Origin of the sequence: Citrobacter sp. CK198, from assembly GCF_030333295.1 — a bacterium.
GTDB classification, from domain to species: Bacteria; Pseudomonadota; Gammaproteobacteria; order Enterobacterales; family Enterobacteriaceae; genus Citrobacter_B; species Citrobacter_B koseri.
The window spans coordinates 44,364-56,625 of sequence record NZ_JAOWGE010000006.1 but is presented as its reverse complement, the minus strand read 5'-3'; the positions used below and the strand labels follow the sequence as shown (position 1 = coordinate 56,625).

The 12,262-nt window shown below is 55.0% G+C and carries 13 protein-coding genes; 5 read left to right on the top strand and 8 right to left on the bottom strand.

The annotated features are described in order from the left end of the window. Positions 1-123 precede the first annotated feature (123 nt). From sbp to OGY62_RS00240, 3 genes are all read left to right on the top strand, one after another. Positions 124-1,113, top strand: a complete 990-nt coding sequence (gene sbp, locus OGY62_RS00250) for a sulfate/thiosulfate ABC transporter substrate-binding protein Sbp (RefSeq protein ID WP_012133881.1) — start codon at positions 124-126, stop codon at positions 1,111-1,113. A gap of 103 nt (positions 1,114-1,216) precedes the next feature. Further along, on the top strand, positions 1,217-1,966 hold the full coding sequence (locus OGY62_RS00245) for a CDP-diacylglycerol diphosphatase (protein ID WP_012133879.1): 750 nt from the start codon (positions 1,217-1,219) through the stop codon (positions 1,964-1,966). Between the two features lie 73 nt (positions 1,967-2,039). Further along, positions 2,040-3,344: an SLC13 family permease gene (locus tag OGY62_RS00240; protein ID WP_012133878.1), complete on the top strand. Its 1,305-nt coding sequence runs from the start codon at positions 2,040-2,042 to the stop codon at positions 3,342-3,344. Positions 3,345-3,427: 83 nt separating this feature from the next. Here the strand turns inward: OGY62_RS00240 and tpiA are convergent, their stop codons facing one another. Both tpiA and OGY62_RS00230 read right to left on the bottom strand, forming a co-directional pair. Further along, positions 3,428-4,195: a triose-phosphate isomerase gene (tpiA, locus tag OGY62_RS00235; RefSeq protein ID WP_024130662.1), complete on the bottom strand. Its 768-nt coding sequence runs from the start codon at positions 4,193-4,195 to the stop codon at positions 3,428-3,430. Between the two features lie 114 nt (positions 4,196-4,309). Further along, a complete protein-coding gene (locus tag OGY62_RS00230; protein ID WP_047459831.1) occupies positions 4,310-4,906 on the bottom strand; it encodes a YiiQ family protein in 597 nt (198 codons plus the stop codon). A 100-nt stretch (positions 4,907-5,006) separates the two neighbouring features. Here OGY62_RS00230 and OGY62_RS00225 point away from each other — a divergent pair, with 100 nt between their 5' ends. Beyond that, the gene (locus tag OGY62_RS00225) at positions 5,007-5,453 is read left to right on the top strand and encodes a DUF805 domain-containing protein (protein WP_049011788.1); all 447 of its coding nucleotides are present in this window, start codon (positions 5,007-5,009) and stop codon (positions 5,451-5,453) included. A gap of 75 nt (positions 5,454-5,528) precedes the next feature. Here OGY62_RS00225 and fpr read toward each other — a convergent pair whose 3' ends face one another. From fpr to OGY62_RS00205, 4 genes are all read right to left on the bottom strand, one after another. Then, the gene (fpr, locus tag OGY62_RS00220) at positions 5,529-6,275 is read right to left on the bottom strand and encodes a ferredoxin--NADP(+) reductase (protein WP_012133874.1); all 747 of its coding nucleotides are present in this window, start codon (positions 6,273-6,275) and stop codon (positions 5,529-5,531) included. A 95-nt stretch (positions 6,276-6,370) separates the two neighbouring features. Then, positions 6,371-7,381: a class II fructose-bisphosphatase gene (gene glpX, locus OGY62_RS00215; protein ID WP_112001490.1), complete on the bottom strand. Its 1,011-nt coding sequence runs from the start codon at positions 7,379-7,381 to the stop codon at positions 6,371-6,373. Between the two features lie 183 nt (positions 7,382-7,564). Beyond that, a complete protein-coding gene (gene glpK, locus OGY62_RS00210) occupies positions 7,565-9,073 on the bottom strand; it encodes a glycerol kinase GlpK (RefSeq protein ID WP_012133870.1) in 1,509 nt (502 codons plus the stop codon). Positions 9,074-9,096: 23 nt separating this feature from the next. Continuing rightward, on the bottom strand, positions 9,097-9,942 hold the full coding sequence (locus tag OGY62_RS00205; protein ID WP_012133869.1) for an MIP/aquaporin family protein: 846 nt from the start codon (positions 9,940-9,942) through the stop codon (positions 9,097-9,099). Positions 9,943-10,332: 390 nt separating this feature from the next. Between OGY62_RS00205 and zapB the strand changes: the two genes are divergently transcribed. After that, positions 10,333-10,578 (top strand): septal ring assembly protein ZapB, encoded by a 246-nt coding sequence (zapB, locus tag OGY62_RS00200; protein WP_104867935.1) that lies wholly within the window; start codon positions 10,333-10,335, stop codon positions 10,576-10,578. Positions 10,579-10,743: 165 nt separating this feature from the next. Here the strand turns inward: zapB and rraA are convergent, their stop codons facing one another. Beyond that, a complete protein-coding gene (rraA, locus tag OGY62_RS00195; protein ID WP_012133864.1) occupies positions 10,744-11,229 on the bottom strand; it encodes a ribonuclease E activity regulator RraA in 486 nt (161 codons plus the stop codon). A 92-nt stretch (positions 11,230-11,321) separates the two neighbouring features. Beyond that, positions 11,322-12,251, bottom strand: coding sequence for a 1,4-dihydroxy-2-naphthoate polyprenyltransferase (gene menA / locus OGY62_RS00190; RefSeq protein WP_047459819.1), 930 nt, complete (start codon positions 12,249-12,251; stop codon positions 11,322-11,324). Between the last annotated feature and the right edge of the window lie 11 nt (positions 12,252-12,262).

The following is a 12,262-nucleotide window of genomic DNA, read 5'->3' as shown; positions in this document are numbered from 1 at the left end:
AGCATCCGGCAATATCCTTCATTTATTCCCTCAAGTTATAGCCAATCTTTTTTTATTCTTTAATGTTTGGATTCCTTTCTGGCACGCTTTACTCATCACAACACTACATAAGAGAGCTGGGCGATGAATAAATGGGGCGTGGGGTTAACATTATTGCTGGCATCGACCAGCGTTCTGGCGAAGGATATTCAGTTACTTAACGTGTCTTACGATCCAACGCGCGAGCTGTACGATCAGTACAACAAAGCGTTTAGCGCGCACTGGAAACAAGAAACGGGCGACAACGTGGTGATCCGTCAGTCGCATGGCGGTTCCGGTAAGCAGGCGACGTCAGTCATTAACGGTATTGAGGCCGATGTGGTGACGCTGGCGCTGGCTTATGACGTTGATGCCATTGCAGAGCGCGGCCGTATCGACAAAAACTGGATCAAACGTCTGCCGGACAACTCCGCGCCGTACACGTCCACCATCGTCTTCCTGGTGCGTAAAGGCAATCCGAAGCAAATCCATGACTGGAACGACCTGGTAAAACCGGGCGTGTCGGTGATTACGCCGAACCCGAAAAGCTCTGGCGGCGCACGCTGGAACTATCTGGCTGCGTGGGGATACGCCCTGCACCACAATAACAACGATCAGGCCAAAGCGCAGGACTTCGTAAAAGCGTTATTTAAGAACGTGGAAGTGCTGGATTCTGGCGCGCGCGGTTCAACCAACACCTTTGTTGAGCGTGGGATTGGCGACGTGCTGATCGCCTGGGAGAACGAAGCGCTGTTGGCGACGAACGAACTGGGCAAAGATAAATTTGAAATCGTGACGCCGAGCGAATCAATTCTTGCAGAACCGACCGTCTCCGTGGTGGATAAAGTCGTGGAGAAAAAAGGGACGCAAGCCGTGGCGGAAGCCTATCTGAAGTATCTCTACTCGCCGGAAGGGCAGGAAATTGCGGCGAAAAACTTCTATCGCCCACGCGACCCTGAAGTGGCGAAGAAATATGAAAATGCATTTCCGAAGCTGAAACTCTTCACCATTGACGAGGAGTTTGGCGGGTGGACGAAAGCGCAGAAAGAGCATTTCTCTAATGGCGGTACGTTCGACCAAATCAGCAAACGCTAATGTAAATTGCTTTTCCAGCCCGGTGGCATCGTGCGACCGGGCTTTTTTATTTGTCATCATTTTGCGTTACTCTTGCACGTCAATAAGAGACAGGGAATGAGTAATGAAAAAAACAGGTTATTTTTTGCTGGCGGTTGTGATTGTTGCCGCCGTCGCGGGCATTGGCTACTGGAAGCTGGCCGCTAATCCGAACGCATTGCGGGATATTGTTCTGCAACAATGCGTACCGAACCAACTGCAACAGCAAAATCCTGCGCCATGCGCCGAAGTGAAACCGGATGCCGGGTATGTCGTGTTTAAAGATCGTAATGGCCCGTTGCAGTATCTGTTGATGCCGACGTACCGCATCAACGGTACGGAAAGCCCGCTGCTGGTGGAGCCCTACACGCCGAACTTCTTCTGGCTAGCCTGGCAGGCGCGCAGCTTTATGAGCCAAAAGTACGGCAAAGATATTCCAGACAGCGCCATTTCGCTGGCGATTAACTCACGCTCCGGGCGGACGCAAAACCACTTTCATATCCACATCTCCTGCCTGCGCCCTGATGTGCGAGCGCAACTGGATGATAATCTGGCGAAAGTGAGTACCCGCTGGCTGCCGCTGCCGGGCGGATTGCGCGGGAATGAATATCTGGCGCGTCGGGTGACGGAAAGCGAGCTGGCGCAACGCAGCCCGTTCATGATGCTGGCGGAAGAGGTGCCGGATGCGCGTGAGCACATGGGCAGCTATGCACTGGCGGTGGTGCGCCAGAGCGACGACTCTTTTGTTTTGCTGGCGACGCAGCGCAACCTGCTGGCGTTTAACCTCGCTTCCGCTGAGGAAATTCAGGATCATCAATGTGAGATTTTGCAGTAACCCCACCTAATCTGGCGTTTACTCCACCTGCCTGTCTCCGTATTCTTGTTGAAAAAAACAACAGGAGACAGGCATGTCGCTCTGGCTTACACACCCTCTGTTCATTCCTTCGCTGGTGGTCGGCGTGACCATTCTGCTCTGGGCAACCTCGCTGTTGCCGGAGTTTATTACCGCGCTGCTGTTCTTTACCGTGGCGATGGTGGCGAAGATCGCGCCACCGGACGTCATTTTTGGCGGTTTTGCCTCGTCGGCTTTCTGGCTGGTTTTTAGCGGTTTTGTGCTGGGGGTGGCGATTCGCAAAACAGGGCTGGCAGACAGGGCGGCGCGCGCCTTATCCGCCAGACTGACTGACTCATGGCCGCTGATGGTGGCAAGCGTGGTGCTGCTCAGTTATGCGCTGGCGTTTGTGATGCCGTCCAATATGGGGCGTATCGCGCTGCTGATGCCCATTGTCGCGGCGATGGCGAAACGTGCCGGGATTGCCGATGGCACGCGCGCCTGGTACGGACTGGCGCTTGCGGTGGGCTTTGGAACCTTCCAGCTCTCCGCGACCATCCTGCCTGCTAATGTACCTAACCTGGTGATGAGCGGGGCGGCGGAAGGTTCGTATGGCATCCACCTGAACTATCTGCCGTATCTTCTGCTGCATACGCCTGTTCTGGGCTGGTTGAAAGGTGCGCTGTTAATCGTCCTTATTTGTTGGCTGTTTCCCGGTAAACCGCATGCGCCTCGCGACCTGACGCCGCCTGCGCCGATGAGCCGTGCGGAGAAACGGCTGGCGTGGATGCTGGCGGTGGTGCTGGCGATGTGGGTCAGCGAAAGCTGGCACGGTATTGGCCCGGCGTGGACCGGGCTGGCGGCGGCGGTGATCACGCTGTTGCCGCGCGTGGGGTTTATCAACGGGGAAGAGTTTTCCAGCGGCGTGAATATCCGCACCTGTATTTATGTGGCAGGCATTCTGGGGCTGGCGATCACCGTGACGCAAACCGGCATTGGCAATGCGGTGGGCGAGGCGCTGTTGCATGTCATGCCGCTGGACCCGGAAAAGCCCTTCACCAGTTTCCTGGCGCTGACCGGCATTACCACCGCGCTGAATTTTATTATGACGGCGAACGGCGTTCCGGCGCTGTATACCACGCTGGCGCAGAGTTTTTCCGACGCAACCGGTTTTCCGCTGCTGTCGGTGATTATGATTCAGGTATTGGGGTACTCCACGCCGCTGCTGCCGTATCAGGCATCGCCGATTGTGGTGGCGATGGCATTAGGGAAAGTCCCGGCAAAACCAGGCATGACGCTGTGTCTGGCACTGGCGCTGGCAACGTATCTGGTGCTGTTGCCGCTGGATTACGTGTGGTTTAGTTTACTGGGGCGTTTGTAAAAAAAAGCCCGGTGGCGTTAACGCTTACCGGGCCTGTGATTTTGTAGGGCGGGTAAGCGCACGCGCCACCCGCCACAACAGCATTAAGCTTGTTTAGCCGCTTCCGCTGCTTTAACGATCACCGCGAACGCGTCAGCTTTCAGGGAAGCACCGCCAACCAGCGCGCCGTCGATGTCCGGCTGAGCGAACAGTTCTGCCGCGTTAGCTGCGTTTACGGAACCGCCGTACTGGATGATCACTTGCTCAGCGATTTTCGCGTCAGCTTTGGCGATGTGGTCACGGATGAATTTGTGAACAGCCTGCGCCTGCGCCGGAGTGGCGGATTTGCCAGTACCGATCGCCCATACAGGTTCGTAAGCGATAACCACGCCTTCAAACGCCGCAGCGCCCTGAGTTTTCAGTACCGCGTCGATCTGACGAGCACAGACTTCTTCAGTTTTGCCGGCTTCGTTTTCTGCTTCGGTTTCACCGATGCACAGAACCGGAGTCAGACCCTGCTCTTTCAGCACGGCGAATTTCTTCGCGATCAGCTCGTCAGACTCTTTGTGGTAAGTACGACGCTCAGAGTGGCCGATGATGATGTACTGCGCGCCGATATCCTTCAGCATTTCAGCAGAAGTTTCACCGGTGAATGCGCCAGACAGGTTCAGGTCAACGTTCTGCGCGCCCAGAATGATGTGGCTACCGGCAGCGGCGTGTTTCGCCATGTCGATATACATTTCCGGCGGTGCAATCGCAACTGCACAGCCAGCAACGCCAGCCAGTTCTTTACGCAGGTTAGCCACCAGCTCGTTTACCATGTGGCGGCTGCCGTTCAGTTTCCAGTTACCCATCACTAAAGGATGTCGCATTTCATTTCTCCACGCTTTGTCAGCGAATTAAGGAAGATGGCCGCCCTTCAGGGACGGCATGGTCTGTGAAACAGTATAGAGATCCCTCCCTCGAAAGGCTTTGCTTTTTGTCACTTAATTCAGCCCTTCCAGATTCTCCGATAGCGCTAGCTTAATCGGTTCAACAGCGAAGGTCAGCCCTTTTTCCCCGTTGTCTGCGACAACATAGCGAATCGCGCCTTCCGTTTCGGCGTAGTAGTGCTTATTCTTGCCCGCTGTGAGTAATTTTTGCAGTTTTTGCTGGCTTTGCTCTTTTGTCAGAAGCGGGGCGACGGTGCGGATCACCGCCGCCATGTACTCTTGTGCTTTGGCTTTGGCGGCTTTTTGCTCGGGCCCCTGAATGGGAAGCCAGGTAATCTGCATACTTTTGATTTTTAACGTACCGCGCTCCAGCGCCGTTGAGGCGTACAGATTTTCATTGATCTTGCTGGCGGCGCGGGTCAGGTTCGCCCTGTCGCGGCTGCTGTCGATAGCACGAAATTCGTTCAGTGGAAGCCGGGGATTTTGCTGATTAAAGTTTTCGCGAAACTGGCTGATGGAGAGATCAAACGTCGGCGCGCCAGCCAGCAGGTAGGGCGCGGTCGTCGCAGACGGCGATGCCTCCGCCAGCACCGTTGTGCTCGCAGTTATGGCGGAAAACAATAATAAAAACAGTGTACACCCTGGCTTCATCAATCTTACCTTTCGTTAGGACTGCTCACGATTAAAACGATAACTGTCGGGCTTGTCAAAAGGGTAAACTGACAGCGCAGGCAATAATAAAGGAACTTACATGACCATACAGCAGTGGTTATTCTCATTTAAAGGGCGTATTGGACGCCGTGATTTCTGGATCTGGCTCGGTCTCTGGTTTGTCGGCATGCTGGTGCTGTTTTCGCTGGCGAGCAAGAACTTACTCGATATCCAGACGGCGGCATTTTGTCTGGTGTGTCTGCTCTGGCCCACGGCGGCGGTCATGGTTAAGCGTTTGCATGACCGGGGGCGCTCCGGCCTGTGGGCGTTATTGATGATTCTGGCGTGGATGCTGCTGGCCGGAAATTGGGTGATGTTGCCGGGAATGTGGCAGTGGGTCGTGGGGCGCTTTGTCCCGACGCTCATTCTGGTCATGATGTTTATCGATCTGGGGGCGTTTGTCGGCACTCAGGGCGAGAATAAGTTCGGCAAAGAAACGCAGGATGTGAAGTTTAAAGCAGAGCCTCAGGCAGGCGATAAACCGTAGGCCGGATAAGGCGTTTATGCCGCTATCCGGCAGAGCGCCCGGTGGCGCTGGCGCTTACCGGGCCTGCAACCGTGCTTACCAGTAGTGCTCAGCGGTCATGTGCCCAGGACGACGACGCAGGTGTTTGGTCATGTGCCGGGTCTCCTTCAGCAGCTGTTGCGTATCACGCACCATCTGCGGATTTCCGCACAGCATCACATGGCTGGTCTCGGTGTCCATCGGTAAACCGACCGCCGCTTCCAGCGCGCCGCTTTCAATCAGCGCGGGGACGCGCCCGGTAAGCGAGCCTGCGATGGTTTCCCGACTGACGACAGTTTGAATGCGCAGCTTGCCTTCGTAGCGCTTTTGCAATTCCAGCATTAACGGCAGGTAACTTAAATCAGCGGCGTAACGCGCGGCATGCACCAGTACCAGGTTGTTAAAGCGCTCCAGGTCTTTACCGAGTTGCAGAATCGACAAATAAGGGCCAATGGCTGTTCCGGTCGCCAGCATCCACAGGGTGTCGCAGTCAGGCACTTCATCCAGAACAAAGAACCCCGCCGCTTCACTCACCACCTGTACTTCATCGCCAGGTTTAAGCGCCGCCAGACGTGGGCTGAGTTTGCCTTCGGGAACCGTCACCAGGTAAAACTCTAAATCGGGATTATCGGGCGCATTCACATAGGAATAGGCGCGTTGTACGCGTTCGCCATCGATCTCCAGTCCGAGCTTGGTAAACTGGCCTGCGGTGAAGGGATGAACGGGGGCGTGAACGGTCAGACTAAACAGGGCGTCGGTCCAGTACTGTACCTTCGTGACTTTTCCTGTTACCCAATCTGCCATGATCTTCTCCTGTCTGCTGCAATACCCTTATCTTCGTTCGTTGAACGAAAGATTTCCAGCCCCGAAGGGCCGGAAGGCTCAATCGAACAAATCAGTTACAGGATATGCGCCTGCACATCCGGGTCTTTGCGATCCAGATAGTGGATGGACTGAATACGGCGGATAGTGCGCGATTTGCCGCGAATCAGCAGCGTTTCGGTGGTAGCGATATTGCCTTTGCGGCTAATCCCCTCCAGCAGATCGCCTTTGGTGATCCCGGTGGCGGAGAAGATGACGTTATCGCTGCGCGCCATTTCGTCCAGACGCAGCGCTTTACCGGCGTCAATGCCCATAGCTTTACAGCGTGCCAGCTCCTGCTCGCCAATGCGGCGGTTCTCTTCGCTGTCGCCTTTGACGTTGTGACGCGCCAGCAGACGGCCCTGCATGTCGCCATCCAGCGCACGAATCACCGCTGCGGAGACAACGCCTTCCGGCGCGCCGCCAATGCCGTACAGCACGTCCACTTCACTGTCCGGCATACAGGTCAGAATAGAGGCCGCCACGTCGCCATCAGGAATGGCGAATACGCGCACGCCAAGCTGCTGCATCTCTGCAATCACCGCGTCATGACGCGGTTTGGCCAGAATCGTAACCGTCAGTTCGCTGAGTGGTTTGCTGAGGGCGGCTGCGATGTTGCGCAGGTTGTCCGCCAGCGGCAGATTCAGGTCGATAGATCCTTTAGCGCCCGGCCCGACGATCAGTTTTTCCATGTACATATCCGGCGCGTTGAGGAAACAGCCTTTGTCGCCGACCGCCAGAACTGCCAGCGCGTTCGCCTGGCCCATCGCCGTCATACGGGTGCCTTCGATAGGGTCGACGGCGATATCTACCGCATCGCCACGGCCGGTGCCGACTTTCTCACCGATAAACAGCATGGGCGCTTCATCAATCTCGCCTTCGCCGATGACAATGGTGCCGTCAATATTGACCTGGTTGAGCATAATACGCATGGCGTTTACCGCCGCGCCGTCAGCGGTATTTTTGTCGCCGCGTCCCAGCCATTTATAGCCAGCCAGCGCTGCCGCTTCCGTTACGCGGGAAAATTCGATGGCAAGTTCTCGTCTCATAGCAAACTCGTAGCAGAAAGGAATGGCGCGAAGTGTAGCACAGGGGAGGGTGGGAATAATTGATATGCTCGGGGGTTACTTTCGCACAGATTACTTGCCGGGTGGCGGCGTTGCCTTACCCGGCCTACACAAGCATGTAGCCTGTAGGCCGGATAAGCGAAGCTGCCATCCGGCAGATCAGTATTACTCTTCGTGGTCTTCCCACGCCAGGGCGCGTTTGACCGCTTTTTTCCAGCCGCTGTAACGGAAGTTACGCTCGGTGGTTTCGATGCCTGGACGGAATTCACGCTCAATGACCGCTTTTTCCTGCAACTCATCCAGGTTCTGCCAGTAACCCACCGCCAGACCTGCCAGATACGCCGCACCCAGCGCCGTCACTTCGCGCACTTCCGGGCGCTCAACGCGCGTACCAAGAATGTCTGACTGGAACTGCATCAGGAAGTTGTTGGCAACCGCGCCGCCGTCAACGCGCAGGGCGTGCAGGCGAATACCGGAGTCCGCCTGCATCGCTTCCAGTACGTCGCGCGTCTGGTAAGCGATCGATTCCAGCGTTGCACGGATGATGTGGTTGGAGTTTACGCCACGGGTCAGGCCGAAGATGGCACCGCGCGCATACGGGTCCCAGTACGGCGCGCCCAGACCGGTAAAGGCCGGAACAACGTATACGCCGTTGGTGTCTTTCACTTTGGTAGCGAAATATTCAGAGTCGAATGCGTCGCTGATGAGTTTCATCTCATCACGCAGCCACTGAATGGATGCGCCAGCCATAAACACCGCCCCTTCCAGCGCATAGTTCACTTCGCCGGTCGGGCCACAGGCGATGGTGGTCAAAAGTCCGTTTTCGGACTTAACCGCTTTCTCGCCGGTGTTCATCAGCATAAAGCAGCCGGTGCCGTAAGTGTTTTTCGCCATCCCCTCTTTGACGCACAGCTGGCCGAACAGCGCCGCCTGCTGGTCACCGGCGATCCCGGCGATTGGAATACGCGTGCCGCCTTTACCCCCGATGTTCGTCTGGCCGTACACTTCTGAAGAACGACGCACTTCCGGCAGCATAGCGCGCGGGATATCCAGCGCATCCAGCATTTTGTCATCCCAGTCCAGGGTATGGATGTTGAACAGCATGGTACGTGAAGCGTTGGTGTAATCCGTGACGTGTACGCGTCCCTGCGTCATTTTCCAGATAAGCCAGGTATCCACCGTACCGAACAGCAGTTCACCGCGACGTGCGCGCTCACGGGAGCCTTCTACGTGATCGAGAATCCACTTCACTTTGGTGCCGGAGAAGTACGGGTCAATCACCAGACCGGTGTTGTTGCGGATGTAATCTTCCATGCCGTCACGCTTCAGGCGTTCGCAGATTTCGGCGGTACGGCGGCACTGCCAGACAATTGCGTTATAAATCGGTTTGCCGGTTTCACGTTCCCAGACGATGGTGGTTTCACGCTGGTTAGTAATACCGATTGCTGCGATCTGATCGGAACTGATGTCTGCTTTCGCCAGCACTTCAACCAGCGTTGAGCTTTGGGTGGCCCAGATTTCCATTGGGTCGTGTTCTACCCAGCCTGCTTTCGGGTAGATTTGCTCAAATTCACGTTGCGACACGCTAACGATATTCGCATCGTGATCCATCACGACGGCGCGGGAGCTGGTGGTGCCCTGGTCGAGCGCAACGATATATTTTTTCTCAGTCATAATTTTTTTGTCCCGTAGTCACATTACAGCGAAGCTTTTTGTTGTGCGGTAGTGGTGGTGTCCTTCTCTTCAACCACGCAAGTATCACACGGCAAATGGCGGCCAATCAGTTTACGATAGGCGAATGCGCCCAGAATGGCGCCCGCAATCGGGCCGAACATCGGCACCAGGAAGTAAGGAATATCCTTACCGCCAGTCAAGGCAACGTTCCCCCAGCCAGCGAGCCAGGCGAACAGTTTCGGGCCGAAGTCACGCGCCGGGTTCATCGCAAACCCGGTCAGTGGCCCCATAGAGGCGCCAATTACTGCGATCAGTAAACCAATGAGCAGAGGAGCCAGTGGGCCGCGCGGCACGCCGTTACCATCATCGGTCAGCGCCAGAATAAGCCCCATCAGAATAGCGGTAATTACCATCTCAACCGCGAAGGCTTGCACAAAATTGATATGTGGATTTGGATATGTTGAGAAAGTGCCAGCCAGATCAACACTTTCGATACTGCCACGGACGATGTGGTGCGTTTGTTCAAAATCAGCGAAAAGATTGTAGTAAAGCCCGTAAACTAATGCCGCTGCGCAAAACGCGCCGGCAACTTGAGAAATGATAAAAGGAACAACTTTGCGTTTGTCGAAACAGGCAAACAGCCACAGTGCGATTGTTACGGCTGGATTTAAATGTGCGCCGGAGACACCTGCTGTCAGGTAGATAGCCATCGCCACCCCCAGACCCCAGATGATACTGATTTCCCACTGACCGAAAGTAGCACCTGCTACTTTAAGAGCAGCGACACAACCCACACCGAAGAAAATCAACAACCCAGTACCGAGAAATTCAGCAATGCACTGGCCTTTTAAGGTTGATGTTTGACTCATAATCGGATCCTGAAGAGAGTTTAATGTTTATTGTTTGCGAAGAGGTCACTGACGCCTTCGATGCCTGTAGGCATACTGTTAATTTATCGTTAACGAGCAAAAACGAGAAATATCGAAATCAAAATGTGTGTACTGCGTCAATAAAATGAGCGTTATCGCGCCATGAAGCGCGTTTTACGACAAACCAGGAGTGTGAGCTGAATCATTTCATTAACCAATATGTTAACACTTTAGAGTTATGTGAGTTATGTCACCAGGACAAGGATGAAAAGTGTTGCAAACCGCAATCTACGCGGTATGTCGCTGGACAGGGATGGCGCGGCTTCATACAATCGGCACTATATATTGTGCGCGTTTACGTGAAGCGTCGCCTTGCAATTCAGGAGAGGTATGGCCATGTCATTAGAAGTGTTTGAGAAACTGGAAGCAAAAGTACAGCAGGCGATTGATACCATTACGCTTTTGCAGATGGAAATCGAAGAGCTGAAAGAAAAAAACAACAGCCTGGCGCAGGATGTACAGTCTGCTCAGCATCAGCGTGAAGAACTGGAGCGTGAGAACAGCCATCTGAAAGAACAGCAGAGCGGGTGGCAGGATCGTTTGCAGGCGCTGCTGGGTCGTATGGAAGAAGTCTGAGCCGTAGCGGTGTTGGCTGCGCTCAGCGTTGTAGGCCGGATAAGGCGTAAGCCGCCATCCGGCACTGCAATATCGCCTGATGGCGCTACGCTTATCAGGCCTACAGTCGGCATCGTTTATGAGCGGCAACGCAATAAAAAAGGCACCTTACGGTGCCTTTTTTGATCACTCGATATCAAGCGGGTCTTCGGAGAGGATTATCCCGGTATTGTCGGCGTAGAGATGATCGCCGGAGAAGAAGGTCACGCCGCCAAAATTGACGCGGACGTCGCTTTCCCCGATTCCTTCACCTGCGGCGCCTACCGGAATCGCGGCAAGCGCCTGGATGCCGATATCCAGCTCTTCCAGGTCGTCCACCTGACGCACCGCGCCGTAGATGACCAGCCCTTCCCATTCATTCTGCGTAGCCAGACGCGCCAGTTCGGCGTCGACCAGCGCGCGACGGACAGAACCACCGCCATCGACCAGCAGAATGCGACCACGGCCATTCTGTTCGAGCAGATCGTAGAGCAACCCGTTGTCCTCGAAACATTTTACCGTGATGATTTGTCCGCCAAACGACGACCGCCCTCCAAAGTTAGAGAACAGTGGTTCCACGACGTTGACATCTTCCTGGTAGATGTCACAAAGCTCGGAAGTATCGTATTTCATAGGCTTAACGTTCAGTTGCTGCGAGAATTTTTAGTATATCGCGCTATGCGTACTGTTTGCAAAATCATCAATTGTTCATTGATATTTGTCAGTTAAACCGCCCACTGGCTTAAGAAAATCCCGACGACAAACAGCAGGTTAGTCAACAGCGCGGCTTTAACGGTGCGTTCCAGCATCGGGCGCATCGCAGCGGGTTCCATTTCACGCATCACATAACGCGCCTGTTTAATCAGTAACGGTGCGGCCAGGATGAACAGCCATCCCCACAGGCTTTGCAGTGAAATCAGGTTAAACAGCGCCAGGCAGACCAGTGAACCCATCAACAGGCAGGCGTGATAACGACGTGCGTTAACCGCGCCTAAACGTACCACCAGCGTGTTTTTACCGTTTTCTTTATCGCTGTTGATATCGCGCAGATTGTTGATGTTGAGCACGGCGGTCGCCAGCAGTCCGCAGGCGGTAGCAGGTAAGATAAGCGCAGGAATGAGCGTATGCGCCTGTAGATACCAACTGCCCATTACGCTGAGCCAGCCGAAGAACACCAGCACGGAAATGTCGCCCAGACCAATATAGCCGTAAGGACGGTTCCCGACGGTGTAGGTAATCGCGGCGATAATCGACAGGCCGCCCAGCACCAGGAATCCGACAAAATCCGCCAGCGTATGACATGCGACAGCCACCAGCGCCAGACCGGAGAGGCAAATCAGCGCCACGGTAATGATCAGCGCCCGCTTCATCTCCTGCCGGGTGATCACCCCTTTTTGCATCCCGCGCAGCGGCCCGATGCGGTCAGGCTTATCACTGCCTTTGACGGCGTCGCCATAATCGTTGGCAAGGTTCGATAAGATTTGCAGCAGCCCGGCGGTGATTAACGCCAGCAGCGCAACCAGGGGATCGAAGTACCCTTGCCACCATGCCAGCGCTGTACCGACGATGATTGCCGCAAACGCGAGCGGCAGCGTTTTCGGTCGTAAACTTTCCAGCCAGGCCTGGGAGCGGCTAATTTGTTGTTGTTCAGTCATATTTAGCGCCA